Here is a 21,175-nt window from a genome sequence, read left to right on the forward strand (position 1 = left end):
CCCGCGCCCGCGCTGAAGGCGGGCGGCGAAGAAGCCGCGCTCGGCAAGCTGTCGACGCCGTGGCCCGCGCTCGCCTGCCTCGCGCTCGGCGCGGCGCTGACGCAGGCGCCACCCGTCTTCGACGTGCCGATCGCGGGCTATCTCGCCGTCGCGTTGCTGTTGATCGGCGGCATTGCGCTGATGCCGCGCGTGACGTCGATGCTGTTCCGCGCGCTGTCGGCGGCATCCGCTTTACAGCGACACCCGCAGCGACGCCCGCGACGGCGCTCGCCCATGATCGCGCTGGCGCTCGCGCGGCTCGCCAATGCGCCGGGGCAGGCGTCGATCGCGATGGGCGGCGTGCTGTCGAGCTTCACACTGATCGTCGCGATGGCGATCATGGTCGCGAGCTTCCGCGTGTCGGTGGAAGACTGGCTCGCGCATCTGCTCTCCGCCGACATCTACGTGCGCGTCGCGCCGAACGGCGACACGGGCGGCCTGGACCTGCAGCAACAGGCGCAGGTCGCGGCGGCGCACGGCATCCGGCACGCGGCGTTCGCGCGCACGTCGCAACTGACACTCGATCTGCTCGCGCTGCTCGCGCTGCTCGCGCGCGAAATCGATGCCGCCGATCCCGGCGCGACGCTGCAGATCACCGGCGCGGTCTCGCCGCCGTCCGCGTTGCACGAAGGCGAGACGCCCGTGTGGGCGTCGGAGGCGATGGTCGATCTGTACGGCTATCGCGTGGGTGAACGGCTGACGCTGCCGATCGGCGAACGCGGCGCGACGGTCGTCGTCGCGGGAATCTGGCGCGACTACGTGCGGCAGACGGGCGCGCTGCAAATCCGGCTCGCCGACTATCGGCGTTTGACGGGCGACACGGGCGCCACCGATGCCGCGCTCACGCTCGAGCCCGGCGTCAGCGCCGCGCAGGCCATCGCGGCATTGCGCGCGCTGCCGTTCGCGAACGCGCTCGACTTCTCGCAGCCCGGCGAGATTCGCGCGCGCACGTTGACCATCTTCGATCGAAGTTTTGCCGTCACGTATCTGCTCGAGGCCGTCGCGATTGTGATCGGGCTGTTCGGCGTCGCCGCGACGTTTTCCGCGCAGACGCTGTCGCGCTCGCGCGAGTTCGGGATGCTGCGCCATGTCGGCGTGACGCGCGCGCAGATCCTCGCGCTGCTCGCCACGGAAGGCGGCCTGCTCACCGCGCTCGGCATTGCGATGGGCTGCGCGCTCGGCTTCGCGATCAGCCTGATACTCGTGTTCGTCGTCAATCCGCAGTCGTTTCACTGGAGCATGTCGCTGCACGTGCCGTGGGCGCTGCTGTCGACGCTCGCGCTCGTGATGCTCGCTTCGTCGTGTACGACGGCCGTGCTGGCAGGCCGCCGGGCCGTATCCGTCGACGCCGTGCGCGCCGTCAGGGAGGACTGGTGATGCGCCGCGCCTTTGCTTTGCTCGCCGTGCTTGCGTGCGCGTGCGGCGCATCGTCGGTGCTGGCGGAGGGCAACACGTCTGCACAGTTTGAGGCCGTCGCGCCCGGCAAGCCCATCGACCTGCCGCGCGACACCGGCGCGCATCCCGCGTTTCGCACCGAATGGTGGTACGCGACGGGCTGGCTCGATACGCCCGACGGCCAGCCGCTCGGCTTCCAGATCACGTTTTTCCGCTCGGCGACGGGCCATCCGGCAAACGACCCGAGCGCGTTCGCGCCGGCACAACTGATCATCGCGCACGCCGCACTGAGCGATCCGAAGCTGGGCCGGCTGGTGCACGATCAGAAGATCGCGCGGCAGGGCTTCGGCCTTGCGTATGCGAAGGCCGACAATACCGACGTGCGGCTCGACAGCTGGCGCATGGTGCGCGCGGCGGACGGCCACTACGACGTCACCGCCGACGCCGCCGGCTTCGCGCTGCACCTGACGTTCACGCCGACCCAGGCGCCCCTCGTGCAGGGTGCGAACGGCTACTCGCGCAAGGGACCGCGGCCCGAACAGGCGAGCTACTACTACAGCGAGCCGCACCTGCGCGTGACGGGCAGCGTCACGCGTCCGGCCGCCGATGGCGCGGGCCACGCCGACGCGGCCACGGCCGTGACGGGCAGCGCGTGGCTCGATCACGAGTGGTCGAGCACGCTGCTCGCCGCCGATGCCGTCGGCTGGGACTGGCTCGGCGCGAATCTGGCGGACGGCGCGGCGCTGATGGCGTTCAAGGTGCGCGCCGCCGACGGTCATGCAGTCTGGGCGCACGCGGCGCTGCGCGCCGCCGACGGACACATCACGCAATACGGCCCCGGCGACGTCGACTTCACGCCGACGCGCCAATGGCGCTCGCCGCGCACCGATACGCCGTACCCCGTGGCGACCGTCGTCCGTACGGGCAACCTTCACTGGCAACTGACGCCGCTCATCGACGATCAGGAACTCGATTCGCGCGACTCGACGGGCGCGCTTTATTGGGAAGGCGCCGTCACGCTCTCGCGCGGCGGCCGGCAAGCCGGGCGCGGCTACCTCGAGCTGACGGGATACGGTAAAAAATTGACGGTCGAGGGACGCTGAGGGTTGTCACGCAAGGGCGCGCGCGAATTTAAGGGTTAACCCTCCGTTTTTTGGAAGAGTCACTTCCACCGAGGGGTCTTAATCTTAAGCGGCTACATACCTACACTACCTCCATACCGATTGCAAACAGGGCTGTTTGCAACGGCAAAGCAAAATACTGGAGGTTCATCATGAAGTCGCTGATCAAGGCTGTTGCCATTGCTGCCGCTCTCGCTATCCCCGCTGTGTCGTTCGCTCAGTCGAACCAGCCCGTGACCCGCGCGCAAGTTCGCGCGGAACTGGTCCAGCTGGAAAAGGCGGGCTACCGTCCGGGCGCAGGCACGGAAGCGCACTATCCCGATGAACTGCAAGCTGCCCAGTCGCGCGTGAACGCGCAAAACGGTGCAGCAAGCGGTTACGGCGGCGTCGCGAACAGCGCATCGCAATCGGGCGGCTCGCGGGTGTCGTCGGAGGACTGGTTTGCGATGTACGGCCGTCCGTAAGTCAATGACGCAGGTCGCCGCGACGGCATCGGCGGAGGTTTCGTAGACGCTGTTGCTGTGGCGGCCTCGCGGGCGCGTGGCGAGGATCTATCCACAGAATCTGTTGAGAGCACTGTGGAAAAGCTTGGGGCAATAGCGCCAAGTCGCTGATGCGACTGGGATCGCCGGTCGAGGCGCCACACACGTCAAACGCTGCGCGTACGCGAGTGTCGAGCGGGTTTAATGCGCGAGGATATCCACAGATTCCGTGGGTAAGGCTGTGAGCAACTCGCGCACGACCAGCGCAAGTCATTGACGCAATTCAGTTTGCCCGACCTGCATGCACGTTAGCGTCGCTCCTGGCGGTTGCCGCGTGTCGCGCGCGAGACGCGGTTGTCCACAGTTTTTGTTGGCAAAGCTGTGGGTATCCTGAGCACGGCATCCGCAAGTGCTTGATCCTGATGGGATTGGCGGCAGTGCATGCACGCCGCGATTGACGTGTCGCCCGCGCGTCGCAGCCGGTTGTCCACAGATTTCGTGGGTAAGGATGTGGACAAGCTGAGCACACCACGCACAAGTACCTGTTGCGAAAGGAAGATCGGATCGCGTGCGTGTGCGGTGCAACGGCCGTCATGCGCTGTGTACCGTGATGCGAAGGATCGTCGGCTAGAATTCCCGGACCATTCATCAAAGGGCCTTCGACGCAAGGCCGAAGTGACTGACCACGGGAGCCCCTCATGCCGTACGATCCGCAGAACCCGTTCGCCCGCATCCTGCGTGACGAACTGCCGTCCATCCGCATTTACGAAGACGAGCACACCGTCGCGTTCATGGACATCATGCCGCAGGCCGAAGGCCACGTGCTGGTGCTGCCGAAGGAGCCCGCGGCCGAGATATTCGAGCTGTCCGACGATGCCGCCGCCGCCGCGATCCGCACGACGCGCAAGGTGGCCGTCGCCGTGAAGGCGGTGCTCAACCCGCCCGGCATGATGATCGCGCAGCTGAACGGCGCGGCCTCCGGGCAGACAGTGCCGCATGTTCACTTTCACGTGATTCCGCGCCACGACGGCATTCCGCTCAAGATTCACGCCGCCGAGCGCGCCGATCTCGACGAGTTGCGCGCGCTCGCCGAGCGCATCAAGGCGGAACTGAACAAGTCCGCCTGACGCGAAGCGCCGCAGAGGCGGCGTCAGCCCGGACGGCGAAAGTCGTTATCGACCCACGACGCCGCGCTCGCCCGGGTCAACTTGAAGCTTGGCGCGACTTTCACTTGCGCGAGCTGTTCGCCGAACGGATCGAATGCCGTGAGCAGCGCGTACGGATCGTGTTCATCGGGGATGATGTCGAGCGTCACTTCGACGCTCACGTCGCCCGACTCCACCACCAGCCGCTTGTGCAACTGCGCGTGCAGTTGCTGCTCATGCCGGCGCAGCACTTCCGATGCTGTCTTCACGAGCGTGTTGAACGCCGACACGTCGAGCGGCTTCGGATTCTTCTTGTCGCGGCCCATCGTCCACGGGCCCACCAGCGCGGGCTCGGCCTCGCCATCCTTGATCATCTCGACGGCCCAGCCGTCGTCGTCTTCGTTCTTGATGACGCGCGCGGTCCAGCCGTTGTCGTGCCACAGGCGGTCTTCGTGTACAGCTTCGGACGCGCTGTCGGCGTCGGATTCGGGGAGTTGCGTGTCGGTCATTGCGGAGCGTTCGGGTTGTGGGGCGCGGCGCATCGGCGTTGCGCGCCTCGTGCGAAAAACCGGCATTTTACCCGCGCTCGCTGCGTCAACCGCTCTCCTACAACCAATGGACAAGCCGGCGCGCGATTTACCGCTTAAATCAAAGTTCAATCAATCCGGCAATCAAATTGCGAAACAATCAATTGCGTATCGAACAACAGAAATCATGTGTATTTAGAAAGAGCAAAAAAAAAGCGGCCCGAAGGCCGCATAAAAACAGATAAAAAAGACTACCCTTGGTCAAGGGGCAATATGCATTCTATAAGCTGGAGCCAGTCCGAGCGAGCGCATCAGCTGGAAGAGTACCTTTCCAAAAATCGCATGAATTGGCGCTTGCCATCGGTCCACGGAACGGCTTTTATCGGGTTAACCCGCGTCGATTTCAGCCTTCGACGTCGCGTTGTTGCAACAATGTGACAATTGACAAGCCCTCATCATCGCGCACCGGCGGGCCAAAAATCCTTTAAAGAAAAATACTTAGCGACGTTATTTCTTCTGTTCCCGATTCCGGAAATGATTGTTGCGCCAAATTAAAGTAACCGATTCTCCATTAGTAATACACTTCGCTCCCCGACTCGACAGAACGCATCCAACGCGTTTTCTGCATTGGGATCTTCACGCAAAGTCTCGGAGTAATAAAGCATGAAAAAAACCCTTATCGTCGCGGGCATCCTCGGCGCGTTCGCGGCAAGCGCCAACGCACAGAGCAGCGTCACCCTGTACGGCACGCTGGACGCCGGCCTCATCTACACGAACAACCAGGCTGGCCACAGCAACTGGCAGCAAGGCAGCGGCTCGGTGTCGGATACCTACTTCGGTCTGCGCGGCAGCGAAGATCTCGGTAACGGCCTGCACGCAATCTTCACGTTGGAGAGCGGCTTCAACCTGAACAACGGCAGCTTCCGTGAGAACAACACGCTGTTCAACCGTCAGGCGTACGTCGGCCTGCAAAGCGACCAGTACGGCGCGCTGACGCTCGGCCGCCAATATGACTCGGTGGTCGATTACCTGGCGCCGCTGTCGGCTGCGGGTTCGGGCTACGGCAACAACCTGGCCGGCCACCCATTCGACAACGACAACCTCGACAACTCGTTCTCGATCAAGAACTCCGTCAAGTACACGAGCGCGAACTACGCCGGCCTGCAGTTCGGCGGCCTGTACGGCTTCTCGAACAAGGCGGACGGCTTCGCCGACAACCGGGCGTGGAGCGCGGGCGCTTCGTACAAGAACGGTCCGTTGAACATCGCGGCCGCTTACCTGCAACTGAACAACGCAGGCAGCAACAACACGAACGGCGCGATCTCGGCCGGCGCGGGCGGCGCGGCGCAACTGGCTGCGCAGACGCAACGCACGTACGGCGTCGGCGCGAACTACACGTACGGCCCGGCGACCGCCGGCTTCGTGTACACGCACTCGCAGATGGACAACCTGCAGAGCGCGAACGTCGGCGGCACGTTCATCAACGGCCTGTCGGGCACCAACCTGCACCTCGACAACTATGAAATCAACGGCCGCTACGCGTTCACGCCGGCGCTGTCGGTTGCCGCTGCGTACACGTTCACGGACGGCAAGGTGTCGGGCTCGAACGGCGAAGGCTCGCCGAAGTGGCACACGGTTTCGCTGCAAGGCGACTACTCGCTGAGCAAGCGCACCGACGTCTACCTGGAAGGCGTCTACCAGCACGCTTCGGGCAGCCTCGGCGACTTCGGCGCAAACGTCGCAGCGATCAACACGCTGACGCCGTCGTCGACGCAAAACCAGACGGCCGTCGCAGTGGGCCTGCGTCACCGCTTCTAAGCCTCTTCCGACGACGCCATGTCTCTGTGCAGCGGATGACGGTCCGCTGCGGCCATCGTCGTCATCGACGAAAACGCGCGCGTGCTGTTTAACGCGCGCGTTTTTTTTATCTTCGACGCGACAGTGTTTGCTCTTCCAACGTTTCTTCGACACGTTCTGCAACACTTTTTATTCGGTTTACTAATGATCTGACGGCACCGGACGTTAAATGCTCACAAGCGCCAGATATTTCCTACAAGGCGCCCGAATGGAAAACAACATCGGAGAGCATATGACGACGACATTCCAGCGCGCGAGCACGCTCGCGTTGATGCTGGCGGCCAGTTCGGCCGCACATGCCGGCCTGGATTGCAGCGGCTCGCACGGCGGCTGGCAGTGGCAGACTTCGGATAGTTGGACGGGCACCGACAAACTCGGGCATTTCGCGGTATCGGCGCCGTTCGGCGCGATCGGCGGATATCTGGCGCGTGACACGGCGCATCCCATTGTCTACGGCACGCTGATCGGCACGGTGCCCGGACTCGCGAAAGAAGTGATCGACGGCACCTGCCGCACCGACGGCTTCTCGTACAAGGATCTCGCCGCCGACGCGCTCGGCGCGCTGACGGGCGCGGCGCTGGCGCACTGGGCGATCACGTATCGCCGCAATGCGCACGGGACGACGGTGGGGCTGGCGTACACGAACCGGTTCTAGGCATCGTCGCCGACGGCGGAACTCGCGACCGGTTTCGAAATGTTTTCTAACACGATGCCGCATTCGCACATGAGGCGCGCCGGTATACTTCAAGCTAGGACGTGTTTGCAATCGTTGACACTCTTTCGACGATGCGCGCGCCCTCGGCGCAGTCGGCTTCCTTCGCGAAGCATCGGTGTTGGCTTGCGCCGCAGCACAAGGACGCCGACGACAATCATGAAACGACTCATTCTTCTCGCTCCCCTCGCCATCCTCGCCGCGTGCGGCTCGTCGCGCGGCCCCGAAGGCAGCGCCTCCGCCGAACCGATGGTGTACGTGTCGTCGGCGCGCCCCGTGTCCGACATCGCGCGCTGCCTCGACAGCCGCCTGTCGCGCGTGCATGCATCGAAGGCCAACGGCATCACCGATCTGACGATTGGCTCGTCGTCGAACGGTTCGTATTTCATTACGCTGACACCTTCGGGTCACGGCTCGGTGATCAAGGTCGTGCGCGGCTCGGGCGACGATCCACCCGAGGAAGAAATGCGCTTTGCGATTGCGCGTTGCGCGACTTGATGTGTAAGTCTTCGTAACGGCACGATCGCCAGCCATAGCCCGCGCACGTCGCGGGCTATTTTTTTATGCATGCTTCTGCGAAGATGGCCGCCCATCTTTTTCCGCGCCCACCGGCAGCGCGACTTCAATGGCATCGAGCAACGCACATCACGCGACGGGTTGGGCGGCCGGCATCATCTCGGCGGCGCTGGCCGCGCAGCACGGATCGCACGGTCCGTTTCACGTGTGGCTGTGGCTCGCATTCGCCGCGGGCGTCGCGGGCGCGACGGCGCCGGACTGGCTCGAAGTGGCGTGGTGGTCGCGCAAGAAGCGTTTATGGATCACGCATCGCACGGCGACGCACTGGGGGCTCGGCTGGCTCGCCGCGTTGTTCTTCGCGTGGCACGCGATGCCGCATCATCCCGAGGCCGCCGTCGCGTTTGGATTCGCATGCGGCGGCGTGATGCACCTGCTCGCCGACTGGCCGAATCCGCTGGGCGTCCCCTGGATTCTCGGCCGTCATTCGCTGAACCTGTGGAACAGCGGACATTGCGACTTGCTCGTCGTCGCGGCGTCATGGGCGGGCGCGTGGTTCGTCGTTTCGCACGTGTGGATGCGCGGCACGGCACCATTGACGATGCTGAAGCACTTGCTATAGCTTTCTCGTCTCATGCAAAAACGCCTTCCAGCAAGGCTCAAAACGACACAGGGAGACACGCATGGAAGACCTCTTCCGTTCCGTGAACGCATTGTTCGCCTTCATCGCGCCGATCTCGGACTTTCTCTGGGACTTCCCCACCAACTTTCACGGATACGCCCGCATTCCCGTGCTCGGACAGCTTCCGTTCGCGATCCTGCTGCTGGTCGGCGTCGGCGTTCACTTCACGATCCGCACCCGCTTCATCCAGACGATGCGCCCCGGCGACATCGTGCGCATCATGCTGCGCAGGCAATCGTCGCGTACGGGCGTGAGCGCGCTCGCTTCGTTCATGCTCGGACTCGCGATGCGCGCGGGTCCGGGCAATATCGTCGGCATCACGGGCGCGATTTCCGTGGGCGGGCCGGGCGCGTTGTTCTGGATGTGGGTCGCCGCGTTCTTCGGCATGGCGACGGCCTTCATGGAGTCCACGCTCGCGCAGTTGTTCAAGGAGAAGAAACACGACGAGTTCGTCGGCGGGCTGCCGTTTTATGGGCGGCGCATTCTCGGTGACAGGCGAATGGTCGGCACGTTTTGGTCGCTGGTGTTCATCGTCTACGCGCTCTTTAACGTGCCGCCGCAAACCTTCAACGTGTTCACCGCGATCGGCACGATCGCCGATACCGTCGCGGGCACGCATCTCGCGCGCCAGTCGGGCGTCTACTACGCGATCGCGGCGTGCCTGATCGCCGCGTGCTCGTTCATCATCATGGGCGGCATCCGCCGCGTGACTGCTTACACCGATGTGCTCGTCCCCATCAAGGCCGCGCTGTTCTGCCTGATGTCGCTCGTCATCATCGCGATCAATCTGCCGCTGATTCCATATTTCTTCCGCGAAGTGTTCGTCGGTGCGTTCGCGCCGCATGCGCTGTTCGGCGGCGCGATTGGCACCGCGCTCGCACAAGGCGTCAAGCGCGGGCTGATGTCGAATGAAGCGGGACAAGGCACGATCACGATGGCGGCCGCGATCGCCGACAACGATCACCCGTGCGAACAGGGCTTCGTGCAAAGCCTCGGCGTGTTCTTCGACACGATGGTGATCTGCACGATGACGGGCTTCATCGTCGTGATGGCGCACGTGTGGACGGGCAGCGTCGACGGCCAGGCGTGGGAATCGGTGCGCGCGTCGAAGATCACCGTTTATCTCGCTTCCGTGCAGACGCTGGTGCCCGCGTCCGTCGGCAATCTGATCCGCATCACGATGTGCGTCTGCTACGGCCTCTTCGCGTTCACGACGCTGCTCGGCATGATTTCGTTCGCCGAAATCTCGGCTAACTTCATTTCGCGCAGCCGTGGCTTCATCGTGGGCATTCGCGTGACGGGCTCGCTCGTGTTCGTGCCGTTCGGCGCGCTGACCGTGCTGGCGGGACTCGAACTGCCGAACCTGTGGGCACTGTCCGACCTGATGAATATCGTGATGGTGCTGCTGAATGTGCCCATCGTGCTGGTGGGACAAGGTCTCGTCTACAAGGCGCTCGCGCATTATCGGGCAACGCGCGGGCGCGCCGAGCGTTTCGTTTCGGCAGAAATCGGCGTGCGCACCGACTACTGGACGGCCGCCCAGCGCAGCGCCACGCCGCATCGCGACGACCATGAAGCCGCGCCGCGCGAGCGCATCGGCGGCTAGCGAATCAGCTCACACGACGTTCTTCTCGACGATCGGCCGGTTCTCGAGCACGCGCTCGAAGCCAAGCGACGACAGATCGAGCGTCTCGTAGCGGCCGCGCAGGATCAGCTCGCTGACGCCGCGTCCCGTCGCCGGACCTTGCTGCAGGCCGTGTCCGCTGAAGCCGTTGGCGAAGATGCAGTTCTCGATATCCGGATGACGGCCGATAATCGCGTTCTGATCGAGCACGTTGTACTCGTAGTAGCCGGACCAGCAATGCTCGACGCGCAGCGCTTCGAACTGCGGCACGCGGTTCGCGAGCGTCGGCCAGATCACGTCGTCGAACAGCGCATGATCGACTTCGTCGAGGGGCAGATCGTCGGGATCATTGTCGGGCGACGGCGACGTGCCGCAGATGAACGACTGGCCCTCAGGACGAAAATAGACGCCCGTCGGGTCGATCAGCAGCGGACAATGCGCGAGCTTCGCGGGCGAGCTCACATTGAAGATGCTGCGGCGGCGCGCGAACACAGGCAGCTCGATGTCCATCATCGACGCCACGCGGCGCGCCCACGCACCCGCCGCGTTCACGACGACATCGCATGCAAACGTCTCGCCGCTTGATGTCGCCACGCGCGTGACGCGGCGCCCTTCACGATGCAGCGCGGTCACGTCGTCGGCGACATAGCGTGCGCCCAGCGCCTGCGCCTTCTTGCGCAGCGCCTGCACAAGACCGTAGCCGTCGAACCAGCCTTCGCCCGTTTCGCCGAACGCGCCTGCGCTCAGGTCGCCCGTGTTCAGCCACGGAAAGCGGGCATCGAGCGACGCCTTGTCGAGCAACGTGATGTCGGCGCCGAGGCGCTGTTGCAGCGCGTGATTCTCGCGCAGCGTCGCTTCACCCGAAGCTGTGGCGAGAAACAGATAGCCGCCTTCGTGCAGATCGATGGAAGGCTTTTCGCCGTCGATCTCCAGCCGCTCGCCGATCGAGCGCAGGAACTCGATGCCGAACAGCGACATCCGGATCGACAACGGCGTCGAGAACTGCTGCCGGATCGACGCCGCCGATAACGCCGACGACGAGCGCGCATACGTCGGATCACGCTCGATCACGGTCACGCTGACCGTCGGGTCCGACAGCCGCAAGAAATAGGCGATCGAACTGCCGATCACGCCTCCACCGACAACGACGACTTTCGAACTCACAGGCCACTCCAGACGAAGCGGGTCGACGGGCAACGGCTGCCCGCGACGGATTGAATGACGTTCAGGCAGGCTGACGGAAGGAACACGGCGCGCGAGGCGTGCCGCGTTCGAACCTCAGCCGATGTTGAAGTCGATGCCTTGCGCGAGCGGCAGCGCCGACGAGTAGTTGACCGTGTTCGTCGCGCGGCGCATGTATGCCTTCCATGCATCGGAACCCGACTCACGCCCACCGCCCGTTTCCTTCTCGCCGCCGAACGCGCCGCCAATCTCCGCGCCGCTCGGTCCGATGTTCACATTCGCGATGCCGCAATCGCTGCCGGAAGCCGACATGAAACGCTCGGCTTCGCGCAGGTCGGTGGTGAACGCGCACGACGACAGGCCGTGATGCGCGGCGTTGTTCGCGGCGATCGCGTCGTCGAAGTTCGTGTAGCGCAGCACGTAGAGAATCGGCGCGAACGTTTCCTTCAGCACGACGGCCGTTTGCGACGGCATTTCGACGAGCGCCGGGCGCACGTAGTAGCCGCCTTCGTGGCCCTTCACTTCGACGCGCTCGCCGCCGAACACCTTGCCGCCTTCCGCCGTGGCCTGTTGCAGCGCTTCCTGCATGCGCGCGAACGACTGCTTGTCGATCAGCGGTCCCATCAGCGTGCCCTTTTCGAGCGGATTACCGATCGGCACCTTTGCATAAAGCTGCTTCAGGCGCTCGACGGTCTGTTCGTACACGCTGTCGTGCACGAACAGGCGCCGCAGCGTCGTACAGCGCTGACCCGCCGTGCCGACCGCCGAGAACAGAATGCCGCGCAGCGCGAGCTCCTGATCGGCCGTCTGCGCGACGATGCCCGCATTGTTGCCGCCGAGTTCGAGCAGCGACCGGCCAAAGCGCTTCGCCACTTCGACGCCGACCGTACGGCCCATTTCCGTGCTGCCCGTCGCGCTGACGATCGACGCGCGCGGGTCCGCCACCAGTTTCGCGCCCACGTCGCGCCCGCCATTGACGACGGCCGTGAGACCCGCGGGCGCATCGCCGAATTCGTTCAGGGCTTCGTCGAGAATCCTGTTGACGGCGAGCGCCGTGAGAGGCGTTTTCTCCGACGGCTTCCACACGACGGCATTGCCGCACACCAGCGCCAGCGCCGCGTTCCACGACCACACCGCTGCGGGGAAATTGAACGCCGAGATCACGACGCAGGTGCCCATCGGATGCCACGATTCCGACATGCGATGGCCGGGACGCTCCGATGCGATCGTCAGACCGTAAAGCTGGCGCGACAGGCCGACCGCGAAGTCGCAGATGTCGATCATTTCCTGCACCTCACCCAGGCCCTCTTGCAGGATCTTGCCCATTTCCAGCGTGATGAGGCTGCCGAGCGCCTGTTTCTTCTCGCGCAGACGCTCGCCGAGAATGCGCACGAGTTCGCCGCGGCGCGGCGCGGGCACGTTGCGCCATTGCTCGAAGGCCTGTTTCGCGTTGGCGAGCACCGTGTCGACTTGCGCCGCGCTCTGGCTCGCCACGCGGCCGATGAGTTCGCCCGTGATGGGCGAATGAACGGCGATGTCGCCCGCTTGTGCTGCGTCTGCAATGCCGAGTTCGGCGAGAATGCTCGATGCGTTCATTCCGGGTTCCTTTGATTTCCGATACGAAACAAAAGTAAGTTCGGAAACTATACACGCCGGCTTTTATGGCGACAAGCGGCGCTGCGACATGTTCCTGCGTGATGTGATCGCGCGTGAAATCAGGGGAAAATCAGGGTTTTCCTGCGTTTGTACGCATCGTGCCTTTCGGCGGACCACGTGATCGGGCACACTGCACAGGTTGTTTCAGATCGGAAAACGTTCGCCTGTCCGGCATGGCAGCCGCGCTGTCCGGCAGGTCGCGCGTGCGCGAATGTTATGATCGGAAACGCAACGAAAGCGTCATGCCGCACTGTCAATCAAGCTCATGGACACCTCACTGACCAAGTCGACCGAAACCTCGACGTCCGACCTCGGCCGGCGCGTGCGCGCCGCGCGCCTCGCCCACGATCTCACGCTGGAAACGGCGAGCCGCCTGTGCGGCGTGTCGCGCTCCACGTTGTCGAAAGTTGAAAACGGGCTGATGTCGCCAACCTTCGACGTGCTGCAGAAGATCGTCGTGGGACTCAAGATCGATCTGGGCGAACTGTTCGGCTCGACGCCGAAGCTCAACGCGAGCGGCCGGCGCGCGCTCACGCGCAAGGACGCGGGCCAGCGCCATGCGTATCGCGGCTATCAGATGGAACTGCTGGCGACGGATCTCGCGCACAAGGCGATGCTGCCGTTTCGCATCCGCATTACGGCGCACACGCTCGACGCGTTCGACGATTGGGGCCGCCACGAAGGCGAAGAGTTTCTGTATGTGATCAGCGGCAGCGTGTGCCTGTATTCGGAGCTGTATGCGCCGACGCATCTGAACGCCGGAGACAGCCTCTATTTCGACAGCCGCACGGGGCACGCGGCCGTTTCGACGAGCGAAGAAGACGCGGAAGTGCTGTGGATGGCGACGAATGCCGATCTGCGGCAGCCGGGCACCGGCGCATCGAAGAAATAAACGGCGTTATGTGGCCGCGCGCGCCTGCGCCAGCGCGCTGAGATTGCCTTCGCCAAAACCGTGATGCCCCTTGCGCTGCACGATTTCGAAGAAGATTTCTCCTTCGCGGCGCAGCACGAACGTCTGGAAAAACAGCAGCGGCACGCCATCGGCGCCGATCTCGCCGTCGACGAGAATCCGCCCGCGCCTGAGCCGTTCGATATCGAGCCCGTGGCCGGGCAGGCGCGCGTCGAGCTGATCGTAGTAGCGCGGCGGCGGCTCGACGAGTTCGATGCCGTTGGCCAGCATGCTGTCGATGCACGCGAAGATGTCGTCGGTGGCGAGCGCGATGTGCTGCACGCCTTCGCCCGGATGGTCGGGCAAATACTCGTGCATCAGATTCGTGCGCGGCGTGCCTTCCTCGTAGAGCGGAATGCGGATCGCGCCGCACGGCGACACCATCACGCGCGATTCCGCCGACACATGCCAGTTCGCGTGCAGTTCGTGAATCTCGCGGAAATTCAGTAGCTCGCGATAGAAGTCGAGCCATTCCTGCATGCGCCCCGCGCCGACCGTTTGCGTCAGATGATCGACGGCGACGAGGCCCGTGCCCGCGTGGCTCAAGTCGGCCTGCGCGGTGCTCATTTCGATCGGACGAAAGTCGATGTCGAAGATCGAGATATCGCCGAGCCCGCCTTTCTGGCCGCCGCGCCCGCGCCAGCGATCGACGAAATAGATATGTGAATCGCCGATGCCCTGGATAGACGGAATCAGAAGTTCGCCCTTGCCGATGCGCTCGCCTTCATAGGCCCACGCGCCCAGTTCGACGGCACGATCGAAGGCCTTTTGCGCATCCGCGACGCGAATGCCGATGGCGCAGACGCCCACGCCGTACTCCTGCGCATAGCGCTCGGCGAACGAATCCGGCTCGGCGTTCAGCAGGAAATTCATGTCGGCCTGGCGAAACAGCGTGACGTCCTTGCTGATGTGACGCGCGATCGGCTTGAAGCCGAGCTTCTCGAACGTTTCCGCGAGCGCCTGCGGATGGCGCGCGGCAAATTCGACGAACTCGATGCCGGCCGTGCCGAGCGGATTGTGCTGCGGGTCCTCGACGGCCTTGAGCGCATCGGCAGGGGTCGGCAGGTCGCTGGGCATGGGGATCTCCGTGGGTCGTGCGGGGTCGTGCTGGGTGGTGCCGGGTCGTACTGCTTCAACTCGGGCTGGCGACCGCTCGGGGCCGCCGCGCACCGTGTTTTACACCGCGCAGCGCCCTTCTTGCAACCTCGATTTTGTACTAATCAGTTCATAGCGGCGTTTTTTGACGCGCCGCTTTTGCGGGCAGCGCGCTGCGTTGCGGCTTGCCGCGCTCCTTCATCGCGCCGGGCGCGGATTGCGCAGGACGCTTTGCAGCGGGCTTCGCGCGGCCTTTCGCGGCCGGCTTGTCCGCGCCGCCCGCCGCGCGCGCTCGACATCGCGCGCGAGCCGCTCGCGCGCCACCTTGCGCACGGCGTCGATCAGCGCGCGGCCGACGGGCGTCGGCTGCGTATCAGAGCGCAGGATCAGCCCGACGGGCTCCTCGGTGCCCGCCACGGGCAACGGCAAAGGAACGAGCAAGCCATGCGCCAGTTCGTATTCGATCGCGCTGCGCGGCACGAACCAGACCGCATCGTTTTCGAGCGCGAGCGCGCGCCCCACCGACACCGACAACACCTCAAGAAACGACGACAACGGCGGCACGGCCCACGCGCGCAGCAGGCTTTCCGCCGACTGCCGGATCAACGTGCCGTACGGCGGCACGACGACGGGGAACTGCTGCAATTGCGTCGCCGGCGCGACCGCGCCCGACGCCATCGCATGTCCCACGCGCACCACGGCGATGAGCGGTTCACTGTACAGCTGCTCGAACGTCAGCCCGACCATCCGCTCCGGATCGGCCAGTCTGCCGACGGCGAATTCGATCGCGCCCGCCTTTAGCCGCTCCAGCAATTCGGTGTTCGAACCCGTGTTGAGCCGCACAATCGCGTTGCGCCATTGCACGCGAAAGAGGCGCATGACAGGCGGCACGAGCGACGTGGCGACAGTCGGCAACACGCCGATATCGAGCGTCGCCGCCGCCTCGCCCTGCGCACGCGCGAGCAGGTCGACGCCCTGGCGCAGCGCGCTCACGCAGGCGCTCGCGTGCGGCATGAAGAGCTGCCCTTCGCGCGTCGGCACGGCGCCGTGCCGGCCGCGCTCGAACAGGCGCACGCCGAGAATCTCTTCGAGTTCGGCGACTGTCTTCGATACGGCAGGCTGTGTGATCGACAGGCTTTGCGCCGCCTTCTGCACGCCGCCGAATTGCGCAACGGCCAGAAAGCACTGCAGGTGCCGGAATTTCACGCGGCTGTCAGCGAGGCTTCGTTGCATAACGGGACGTTATACGAGATACGAAAAAACGTCATTTTGCATAACTTCCCGGCTTCTATAAAGTCTCGTCATCCACTATCCATAAACGAATCCCCAAGGAGACATCTGATGGACGATTCCATTCTGAGTCCGCGCGACTTCCCCTCGCATCCCGCGTATGTCCATGCGCCGTACGGCTCGTCCGTCAAGCGCGGCCCGACGCGTCCGCTGATTCCGCTGAAGGAGCGTCTGCGCGACCAGCGCGTGCCCGTCTACGGCGCGGAAGATCTCGGCCCGCTCGACAACGACCTGACGCGCAATGCCGCGAAAAACGGCGAGCCGCTCGGCGAGCGCATCATCGTGACGGGCCGCGTGCTCGACGAAGGCGGCCGCCCCGTGCGCAATACGCTCGTCGAAGTGTGGCAGGCGAACGCCGCGGGCCGTTATGTGCACAAGAATGACCAGCACGACGCGCCGCTCGATCCGAACTTCCTCGGCGCGGGCCGCTGCCTGACCGACAACGACGGCCGCTATCGCTTCATGACGATCAAGCCCGGCGCATATCCATGGGGCAATCACCCGAACGCATGGCGCCCGAATCACATTCACTTCTCGCTGTTCGGCGACTATTTCGGTTCGCGGCTTGTCACGCAGATGTACTTCCCCGGCGATCCGCTGCTGCAATACGACCCGATCTTCCAGGGCACGCCCGAAGGCGCCCGCGACCGACTGATCTCGCGCTTCACGCTCGACGTGACGGAAGAGAACTACGCGCTCGGCTACGAATTCGATATCGTGCTGCGCGGCCCGAACGAAACCCCGATGGAGCGCTAATCATGACAACGCTTAAGCAAACCCCTTCGCAAACGGTCGGGCCGTACTTCGCGTATGGACTGTGCCCCGAGCAGTACAACTTCGACCTGAAAAGCCTCTTTACGAACGTAGTCGCGGACCGCGAAGCGGCGGGCGAGCACATCACGCTGGTCGGCCAGGTGTTCGACGCCGACGGTGCCGCGATTGGCGACGCGATGATCGAAGTGCAGCAGGTGGACAGCGAAGGCCGCTATCCGCAATCGCGCGAAGACGTGACAAAGACGGGCTTTCGCGGTTTTGCGCGCTTCGGCACGGGCACCGATCCGCACAAGCGCTTCGTCTTCGAAACGGTGAAGCCGGGCCGCGCATCGCCCGATGAAGCGCCGCACCTGAATGTGATCGTCACGATGCGCGGCATGCTGCTGCACACGTTCACGCGCGTCTATTTCGACGACGAAGCGGACGCGAACGCCAAAGACCCCGTGCTCGCGAGCGTGCCCGCCGAACGCCGCGCGACGCTCGTGGCAAAGCGCGAATCGAATGGCGGCAATGCTGTGTATCGTTTCGACATCCACATGCAAGGCCCGAACGAAACCGTGTTCTTCGACCTGTGATGCAACGCACGTCATGAACCGTGCGTGCATCGCGCGCAAGGTTCATCGCGTGTTCATAAACATTGGTTACGAGCCGGATGCGCGAGTCCACCCGCGCAACGAAACTCCGAGCAACATTTCCAGGCCCGCTTCGACGCGGGCTTTTTTTTCGTGTGCTTCTTATGCAGGTAAGCGCGTCAGCTGCGATAGTCGGAAGCGGAATTGTCGATGAGCCGCAAAGCTGCTTCCCACGCGAGTTGCGCAATGCCTTCCTCATCGTCGCGCGCGAACTGGCTTGCCGTGAGCTTGCGCACGGACTCGGGCGGCAAGGTCAATTCCGCGTTGCCTGCCAGCGCGTTGATCTGGATCTGGCACGCGCGCTCGAGAAAATAGATCTCCTGAAACGCCATCGCCACCGACTTGCCGCCCGCCAGCAAACCGTGATTGCGCAGGATCATCGCATTGCACGCGCCCAGATCCGCGACGAGCCGCTCGCGCTCGCCAAGATCGAGCGCAATGCCCTCGTAGTCGTGATAGGCGAGCGCGCCGTAGAACTTCAGCGCATGCTGGCTGATAGGAAGCAGCCCCTGTTTCTGAGCCGAAACGGCCGACCCCGCAGGCGTATGCGTGTGAATCACGAAGCGCATGTCAGGGCGCGCCATGTGAATTGCCGAGTGAATCGTAAAGCCCGCTGCATTCACGCGATAACGCTGCGGTTGCGCGGCAACGCGCTCCGCGGCTTCAACGACGCGTCCATCGCGATCGATCTTCACGAGATCCGTTGCGCGCATCTCGTGAAAGAGCACGCCATAGCGGTTAATCAGAAAGTAATGCTCTGGACCGGACACGCGCGCGGTGATGTGCGTGTCGATCAGATCGGTCATGCGGAAATGCGCAACGAGCCGATAAAGGGCAGCAAGCTCGCACCGTGTCGTCCATTCTTCGCTGCTGTATCCGGCATGCTGCGCGGTCGTATCAGACATGAAAGTGACCCCGGTGAAAACGTTGCGGTGAAACGGCGTGCGCTAAAACGCCGATGCCGATTTAAACGCGAAAGTGCTCGATATCCTGACCGGCATTGATCGCGCGCGTGAGCCAGTCGGGGCGGTCGCCCGTGCCGTCCCATTCGTGGCCGAACGCGTCGCGGTATTTCGGCGTCGCGGCATCGGCAATGAGCGCCGCTTCGAGCACTTCGAGCGTAATGCCGAATTCGTCCATGCGGCGCCGAATCCATAGGATAAGCCGCTCGCGCGCTTGACCGTCGAGGTCGAGCGTCCGATGTTCTTCTCGCTCTTTCATAACGTGCCGATAACGTATCGAACTACGCGGCCTTTAAGCACGCGTTAAATAGATTTAAAGGCTTCGCTCTTTCAGCCAAGCCTTGAGACGGACCCGCCAAGGTTTGCCGGCCGTCAGTGCCGGCGCTTTTCGACAGATTGAATGGCGGCGAAAACTCGCACGTTGCCTACTTGAATTTCGCCATTGGCTTGGGTGACCCCGAAGCCGAACCCCTGGTGTTGGCCCGATTCTAGCACCCATTCGCGCGTTCGCGTCGCTTTAGCGCATGCACCGACATGCCCGGAAAGCGGCTCTGGCTCTATGTTTGCGAAAAATGCCCGCGAGTACTTCATCATAAGCAGGCTATGTTTTACCGTGCTCCTGATCGATCGCACTCGATGACTTCACCCGCCCGCGCAATTCGAATTTCTGGATCTTGCCCGTCGATGTTTTCGGTAATTCTCCAAAGAACACCGCTTTAGGCAATTTGAATCCAGCGAGCAATTGACGGCAATGCGCGATGATTTCTTCAGCGCTCGCTTGCATGCCGTCTTTCAGTTCGACGAACGCGCACGGCACCTCGCCCCACTTCGGGTCCGGCATTGCGACAACGGCAGCCACCGACACGGCGGGATGCCGGTACAGCGCGTCTTCTATTTCGATGCTCGAAATGTTCTCGCCGCCGGAAATAATAATGTCCTTGCTGCGGTCCTTGATGCGTACATAGCCATCTTCAGTGATCACACCGAGATCGCCCGTATGGAACCAGCCGCCGCGAAATGCGGCATCCGTTGCGCGCTCGTTCTTCAGATAGCCCTTCATGCAGATATTGCCGCGAAACATCAGCTCACCGATCGTCTCGCCGTCGCGCGGCACGGGCTCGAGCGTGTCCGGGTCGCGCACGTCGACTGCCGCCTGCAGGTGGTAACGCACGCCTTGACGCGCGTTGAGCCGGGCGCGCTCGTCGTCGTCGAGGGCATCCCATGCGTCCTGCTTCGCGCACACGGAGGCGGGTCCGTACACTTCCGTGAGGCCGTAGACATGCGTCAGATCGAAGCCGATCGACTTCATCCGCGCGATCACGGCAGGCGACGGCGCCGCGCCCGCGACCATCGTCGATACGCGATGCGCGATGCCCTCGCGCCATTCGGCAGGCGCATTGGCGAGCGCGCTCTGCACGATGGGCGCGCCGCAATAATGCGTGATCCTCTCGCGGCGAATCAGCTCGAACACGAGCTTCGGATCGAACTTGCGCAGACATACGTTGACGCCCGCGCGCGCCGCGACCGTCCACGGAAAACACCAGCCGTTGCAGTGAAAGAGGGGCAGCGTCCACAAGTACACGGCATGCTTCGGCATGTCCCATTCGAGGATATTGCTGAGCGCGTTCAGATACGCACCGCGATGGTGATAGACGACGCCCTTCGGCTCGCCCGTCGTGCCCGACGTGTAGTTGAGCGCGATGGCATCCCATTCGTCGGCGGGCGGCGCCCATGCGAATTGCGGGTCGCCGTCTCGCACAAACGCTTCATAGTCGGTCGCATTGGGGAAATGGCGGGCGTCGGCCGGCTGCGCGTCGCTCACGCTGATGATGCGCAACTGCGGCAGTTCCCGCGCGGCACGCAGCGCAAGCTCGCCGTATTCCGTATCGACGATCAGCGCCTTTGCCTCGCCATGACGCAGCATGTAGAGGATCGACGCGATATCGAGCCGCGTGTTCAGCGTGTTCAGCACCGCGCCCGCCATCGGCACGCCGAAATGCGCTTCGATCATGGGCGGAATGTTGGGCAGCAACGCCGCGACGGTATCGCCGCGCCCGATGCCCGCGCGCTGCAACGCGCTCGCAAGGCGCCGCGCGCGCTCGTAGGTCTCGCGCCATGTGCGGCGTACGTCGCCATGCACGACAGCGAGCCGGGCGCCGTAGACTTCGGCGGCGCGTGCGATGAAATCGATGGGTGTCAGCGGAACGTGATTGGCCTCGCGCCGGGCGAGTCCCGCGTCGAACATATGCGTCATGCTGTGTCTCCTTGCTCCCGTGCCGTGCAAGCGGGCTGCGCCGAAGCATGCGGCTTTCGTCGGCCGGTGCGGTTGTTTTCAGTTCAGTCGCAGCGCTTTATCCGGAGGCAGCGTTCTCGCGATTCGCGCGCGAACGCAACGCAGCCGCAAATGCACACGCAAACCCGGCGCCTGAATATCGGCCGCAGAAAAATAATGTCATACGGGAACGCGGCTGTTTGTGCAAAGCGGCAGCGCCCGATGTTCTGCTCGCGGCAAGCGCTCGAACGCGAAACGCGCCGCGC

Annotated in this window: 21 protein-coding genes; 13 read left to right on the top strand and 8 right to left on the bottom strand. The window is 63.8% G+C overall.

Annotation, left to right across the window (positions count from 1 at the left end):
• The 4 genes from H3V53_RS28870 to H3V53_RS28885 all read left to right on the top strand — a co-directional run.
• A partial coding sequence (locus tag H3V53_RS28870; protein ID WP_336600827.1) for an ABC transporter permease occupies positions 1-1,416 on the top strand: 1,416 nt, incomplete at its 5' end.
• Positions 1,416-2,537 carry a lipocalin-like domain-containing protein gene (locus tag H3V53_RS28875; RefSeq protein ID WP_336600828.1) on the top strand — a complete coding sequence of 374 codons (1,122 nt, stop codon included), beginning with the start codon at positions 1,416-1,418 and terminating at the stop codon, positions 2,535-2,537. The genes H3V53_RS28870 and H3V53_RS28875, both read left to right, overlap by 1 nt.
• A 170-nt stretch (positions 2,538-2,707) precedes the next feature.
• Complete coding sequence (locus tag H3V53_RS28880) at positions 2,708-3,019, top strand: DUF4148 domain-containing protein (protein WP_336600829.1); 312 nt, start codon at positions 2,708-2,710, stop codon at positions 3,017-3,019.
• A 716-nt stretch (positions 3,020-3,735) separates the two neighbouring features.
• A complete protein-coding gene (locus H3V53_RS28885) occupies positions 3,736-4,164 on the top strand; it encodes an HIT domain-containing protein (protein WP_054924658.1) in 429 nt (142 codons plus the stop codon).
• Positions 4,165-4,187: 23 nt separating this feature from the next.
• Here H3V53_RS28885 and H3V53_RS28890 read toward each other — a convergent pair whose 3' ends face one another.
• The gene (locus H3V53_RS28890; RefSeq protein WP_336600830.1) at positions 4,188-4,691 is read right to left on the bottom strand and encodes a hypothetical protein; all 504 of its coding nucleotides are present in this window, start codon (positions 4,689-4,691) and stop codon (positions 4,188-4,190) included.
• On the opposite strand from H3V53_RS28890, the gene H3V53_RS28895 reads away from it, so the two are divergent.
• The 6 genes from H3V53_RS28895 to H3V53_RS28920 all read left to right on the top strand — a co-directional run bounded on the left by H3V53_RS28895 (position 4,681) and on the right by H3V53_RS28920 (position 10,079).
• Positions 4,681-4,908: a hypothetical protein gene (locus H3V53_RS28895; RefSeq protein ID WP_336600831.1), complete on the top strand. Its 228-nt coding sequence runs from the start codon at positions 4,681-4,683 to the stop codon at positions 4,906-4,908. The two genes, H3V53_RS28890 and H3V53_RS28895, sit on opposite strands and share 11 nt — an antisense overlap.
• A gap of 464 nt (positions 4,909-5,372) precedes the next feature.
• A complete protein-coding gene (locus H3V53_RS28900; RefSeq protein ID WP_336600832.1) occupies positions 5,373-6,527 on the top strand; it encodes a porin in 1,155 nt (384 codons plus the stop codon).
• Between the two features lie 271 nt (positions 6,528-6,798).
• Positions 6,799-7,221, top strand: coding sequence for a hypothetical protein (locus H3V53_RS28905; protein WP_336600868.1), 423 nt, complete (start codon positions 6,799-6,801; stop codon positions 7,219-7,221).
• 216 nt (positions 7,222-7,437) lie between these two features.
• Positions 7,438-7,776: a hypothetical protein gene (locus H3V53_RS28910; protein WP_054924661.1), complete on the top strand. Its 339-nt coding sequence runs from the start codon at positions 7,438-7,440 to the stop codon at positions 7,774-7,776.
• Between the two features lie 127 nt (positions 7,777-7,903).
• Positions 7,904-8,413 carry a metal-dependent hydrolase gene (locus H3V53_RS28915; protein ID WP_054924662.1) on the top strand — a complete coding sequence of 170 codons (510 nt, stop codon included), beginning with the start codon at positions 7,904-7,906 and terminating at the stop codon, positions 8,411-8,413.
• A gap of 61 nt (positions 8,414-8,474) precedes the next feature.
• Positions 8,475-10,079, top strand: coding sequence for an alanine/glycine:cation symporter family protein (locus H3V53_RS28920; protein ID WP_336600833.1), 1,605 nt, complete (start codon positions 8,475-8,477; stop codon positions 10,077-10,079).
• 9 nt (positions 10,080-10,088) lie between these two features.
• Here the strand turns inward: H3V53_RS28920 and H3V53_RS28925 are convergent, their stop codons facing one another.
• Together H3V53_RS28925 and amaB are read right to left on the bottom strand one after the other, a co-directional pair.
• Positions 10,089-11,261, bottom strand: coding sequence for an NAD(P)/FAD-dependent oxidoreductase (locus H3V53_RS28925; protein WP_336600834.1), 1,173 nt, complete (start codon positions 11,259-11,261; stop codon positions 10,089-10,091).
• Between the two features lie 114 nt (positions 11,262-11,375).
• A complete protein-coding gene (gene amaB / locus H3V53_RS28930) occupies positions 11,376-12,875 on the bottom strand; it encodes an L-piperidine-6-carboxylate dehydrogenase (RefSeq protein ID WP_336600835.1) in 1,500 nt (499 codons plus the stop codon).
• A 325-nt stretch (positions 12,876-13,200) separates the two neighbouring features.
• Between amaB and H3V53_RS28935 the strand changes: the two genes are divergently transcribed.
• Positions 13,201-13,827, top strand: a complete 627-nt coding sequence (locus H3V53_RS28935; protein ID WP_336600836.1) for a helix-turn-helix domain-containing protein — start codon at positions 13,201-13,203, stop codon at positions 13,825-13,827.
• Positions 13,828-13,833: 6 nt separating this feature from the next.
• Here the strand turns inward: H3V53_RS28935 and H3V53_RS28940 are convergent, their stop codons facing one another.
• Together H3V53_RS28940 and pcaQ are read right to left on the bottom strand one after the other, a co-directional pair.
• The gene (locus H3V53_RS28940) at positions 13,834-14,961 is read right to left on the bottom strand and encodes a 4-hydroxyphenylpyruvate dioxygenase family protein (protein WP_336600837.1); all 1,128 of its coding nucleotides are present in this window, start codon (positions 14,959-14,961) and stop codon (positions 13,834-13,836) included.
• 216 nt (positions 14,962-15,177) lie between these two features.
• Entirely contained in the window at positions 15,178-16,212 is a 1,035-nt protein-coding gene (gene pcaQ, locus H3V53_RS28945) for a pca operon transcription factor PcaQ (protein ID WP_336600838.1), read from the bottom strand.
• 108 nt (positions 16,213-16,320) lie between these two features.
• Between pcaQ and pcaH the strand changes: the two genes are divergently transcribed.
• Positions 16,321-17,025, top strand: coding sequence for a protocatechuate 3,4-dioxygenase subunit beta (pcaH, locus tag H3V53_RS28950; RefSeq protein ID WP_054924667.1), 705 nt, complete (start codon positions 16,321-16,323; stop codon positions 17,023-17,025).
• Between the two features lie 2 nt (positions 17,026-17,027).
• Positions 17,028-17,618: a protocatechuate 3,4-dioxygenase subunit alpha gene (pcaG, locus tag H3V53_RS28955; RefSeq protein ID WP_336600839.1), complete on the top strand. Its 591-nt coding sequence runs from the start codon at positions 17,028-17,030 to the stop codon at positions 17,616-17,618.
• 176 nt (positions 17,619-17,794) lie between these two features.
• Here the strand turns inward: pcaG and H3V53_RS28960 are convergent, their stop codons facing one another.
• From H3V53_RS28960 to H3V53_RS28970, 3 genes are all read right to left on the bottom strand, one after another.
• Positions 17,795-18,580: a class II aldolase/adducin family protein gene (locus H3V53_RS28960; RefSeq protein WP_336600840.1), complete on the bottom strand. Its 786-nt coding sequence runs from the start codon at positions 18,578-18,580 to the stop codon at positions 17,795-17,797.
• A 61-nt stretch (positions 18,581-18,641) separates the two neighbouring features.
• Positions 18,642-18,896, bottom strand: coding sequence for an H-NS family nucleoid-associated regulatory protein (locus H3V53_RS28965; RefSeq protein WP_054924670.1), 255 nt, complete (start codon positions 18,894-18,896; stop codon positions 18,642-18,644).
• A 342-nt stretch (positions 18,897-19,238) separates the two neighbouring features.
• Entirely contained in the window at positions 19,239-20,891 is a 1,653-nt protein-coding gene (locus H3V53_RS28970) for an acyl-CoA synthetase (RefSeq protein ID WP_336600841.1), read from the bottom strand.
• Positions 20,892-21,175: the final 284 nt, after the last annotated feature.

This window comes from Paraburkholderia bengalensis (assembly GCF_037126505.1).
Lineage (GTDB): Bacteria > Pseudomonadota > Gammaproteobacteria > Burkholderiales > Burkholderiaceae > Paraburkholderia > Paraburkholderia bengalensis.

Bases quoted from the DNA above. Each gene is read 5' to 3' on its own strand.
- H3V53_RS28875 (WP_336600828.1), top strand. From the start codon at position 1,416: ATGCGCCGCGCCTTTGCTTTGCTCGCCGTGCTTGCGTGCGCGTGCGGC.
- H3V53_RS28880 (WP_336600829.1), top strand. From the start codon at position 2,708: ATGAAGTCGCTGATCAAGGCTGTTGCCATTGCTGCCGCTCTCGCTATC.
- H3V53_RS28885 (WP_054924658.1), top strand. From the start codon at position 3,736: ATGCCGTACGATCCGCAGAACCCGTTCGCCCGCATCCTGCGTGACGAA.
- H3V53_RS28890 (WP_336600830.1), bottom strand. From the start codon at position 4,691: ATGACCGACACGCAACTCCCCGAATCCGACGCCGACAGCGCGTCCGAA.
- H3V53_RS28900 (WP_336600832.1), top strand. From the start codon at position 5,373: ATGAAAAAAACCCTTATCGTCGCGGGCATCCTCGGCGCGTTCGCGGCA.
- H3V53_RS28905 (WP_336600868.1), top strand. From the start codon at position 6,799: ATGACGACGACATTCCAGCGCGCGAGCACGCTCGCGTTGATGCTGGCG.
- H3V53_RS28910 (WP_054924661.1), top strand. From the start codon at position 7,438: ATGAAACGACTCATTCTTCTCGCTCCCCTCGCCATCCTCGCCGCGTGC.
- H3V53_RS28915 (WP_054924662.1), top strand. From the start codon at position 7,904: ATGGCATCGAGCAACGCACATCACGCGACGGGTTGGGCGGCCGGCATC.
- H3V53_RS28920 (WP_336600833.1), top strand. From the start codon at position 8,475: ATGGAAGACCTCTTCCGTTCCGTGAACGCATTGTTCGCCTTCATCGCG.
- amaB (WP_336600835.1), bottom strand. From the start codon at position 12,875: ATGAACGCATCGAGCATTCTCGCCGAACTCGGCATTGCAGACGCAGCA.
- H3V53_RS28935 (WP_336600836.1), top strand. From the start codon at position 13,201: ATGGACACCTCACTGACCAAGTCGACCGAAACCTCGACGTCCGACCTC.
- H3V53_RS28940 (WP_336600837.1), bottom strand. From the start codon at position 14,961: ATGCCCAGCGACCTGCCGACCCCTGCCGATGCGCTCAAGGCCGTCGAG.
- pcaQ (WP_336600838.1), bottom strand. From the start codon at position 16,212: ATGCAACGAAGCCTCGCTGACAGCCGCGTGAAATTCCGGCACCTGCAG.
- pcaH (WP_054924667.1), top strand. From the start codon at position 16,321: ATGGACGATTCCATTCTGAGTCCGCGCGACTTCCCCTCGCATCCCGCG.
- pcaG (WP_336600839.1), top strand. From the start codon at position 17,028: ATGACAACGCTTAAGCAAACCCCTTCGCAAACGGTCGGGCCGTACTTC.
- H3V53_RS28960 (WP_336600840.1), bottom strand. From the start codon at position 18,580: ATGTCTGATACGACCGCGCAGCATGCCGGATACAGCAGCGAAGAATGG.
- H3V53_RS28965 (WP_054924670.1), bottom strand. From the start codon at position 18,896: ATGAAAGAGCGAGAAGAACATCGGACGCTCGACCTCGACGGTCAAGCG.
- H3V53_RS28970 (WP_336600841.1), bottom strand. From the start codon at position 20,891: ATGACGCATATGTTCGACGCGGGACTCGCCCGGCGCGAGGCCAATCAC.